This is a genomic window from Mesorhizobium sp. WSM3868 (genome assembly GCF_002294785.1).
In the GTDB taxonomy this organism is placed as follows: domain Bacteria; phylum Pseudomonadota; class Alphaproteobacteria; order Rhizobiales; family Rhizobiaceae; genus Mesorhizobium.
Genome location: NZ_NSGB01000051.1, coordinates 1 through 1,476, shown reverse-complemented (window position 1 = coordinate 1,476; position 1,476 = coordinate 1). Strand labels below are relative to the sequence as shown.

The 1,476-nt window shown below is 64.2% G+C and carries 1 protein-coding gene; it reads left to right on the top strand.

Features of this window, described 5'->3' with window-relative positions; translation table 11 throughout:
- Positions 1–48: 48 nt before the first annotated feature.
- Complete coding sequence (locus CK221_RS29480) at positions 49–1,419, top strand: IS1182 family transposase (RefSeq protein ID WP_095780276.1); 1,371 nt, start codon at positions 49–51, stop codon at positions 1,417–1,419.
- The last annotated feature ends 57 nt before the right edge of the window (positions 1,420–1,476 follow it).

The window sequence follows — 1,476 nt, the reverse complement described above, 5'->3', positions numbered from 1 at the left end:
TGCTGACAAACCCCTGGCGTTTGCCGGGGGTTTTTGATTCACTGGGTCATGTTGAAGCGACCCGCCCCTGAACAGACCGCGCTTGAGATGGTGACGTTGGATCAGCTGGTTCCGGCCGATCATCTGTTGCGCAAGATCGATCGATCGATCGACTTCTCGTTCATCCACGATCTGACGGCGCCATTGTACTGCGCCGACAATGGCCGCCCGCCGCTGGACCCGACCTTGATGTTCAAGGCGCTGTTCATCGGCTACCTGTTCGGGGTGCGCTCGGAGCGGCAATTGGTGCGCGAGATCGAGGTCAACGTCGCCTACCGCTGGTTCCTGCGGCTGAAGCTGACCGACAAGGTGTTCGACGCCTCGACGCTGTCGCAGAACCGTCGGCGGCGCTACCAGGACGAGGCGATCGCGCAGGCGATCTTCGACCGCATCGTGGAGCAGGCGATCCTTGCGGGGCTGGTGGATGGGACGGTGCTGTATACCGACAGCACGCACCTGAAGGCCAACGCCAACAAGGGCAAATACGACCTGGCCATGGTCGCCAAGTCGCGTGCCGACTACTGGGGCGAGCTCGACCGCGCCATCGAGACGGAACGGGCGCTGCACGGCCAAAAGCCGCTCAAGCAGAAGGAGCGCAAGCCGCCGGTCAAGCAGACCAAGGTCTCGCGCGCCGATCCGGAGGCCGGCTACATGGTGCGCGAGGGCAAGCCGAAGGGCTTCTTCTATCTCGATCACCGCACGGTGGACGGTCGTTGCGGCATCATCACCGACACCTTCGCCACGCCGGCCAACATGCATGACTCGATCGTCTATCTTGGCCGGCTCGACCGCCAGGTGGAGCGCTTCGGCTTCGTTGTGGCGGCGGCGGGGCTGGATGCCGGCTATGCCACGCCAGGCATCGCCAAGGGGCTGGAGGACAGGAACATCCGGGGAGTCATCGGCTATCGCAACCCGACCCCGCCAAAGCCCGGCAAGATGAGGAAGAGCGCCTTCGTCCATGAGCCGGATCGGGACGGCTATCGTTGTCCGCAGGGCCAGTTGCTCACCTACGCCAGCACCGATCGCGGCGGCTATCGTCATTACAGAAGCGATCCGGCCATCTGCCGCGACTGTCCGCTGCTGGCCTCCTGCACCTCAAACGCCAAGGCCGAGCGCACCATCACACGCCATGTCTGGCAGGATCAACGCGAGCGCGTCGATGCCAACCGGCTCACGGCTTGGGGCAAGGCCATCTACCGGCGTCGCAAGGAGACGGTCGAGCGATCCTTCGCCGATGCCAAGCAGCTGTTCGGCCATCGCTACGCCCGCTACCGAGGGCGAACCCGCGTCGCCTGCCAGTGCCTGATCGCAGCCGCCGCCCAGAACATGAAAAAGATCGCAATCAGCCTCTGGCCAAAGCCCAAACCGGTCCTCGCCTGAGGCCAAATCTGCGTCGGCGGCCTCCTGACATCCGCTCCCGCCACCAATTTCCCAAGC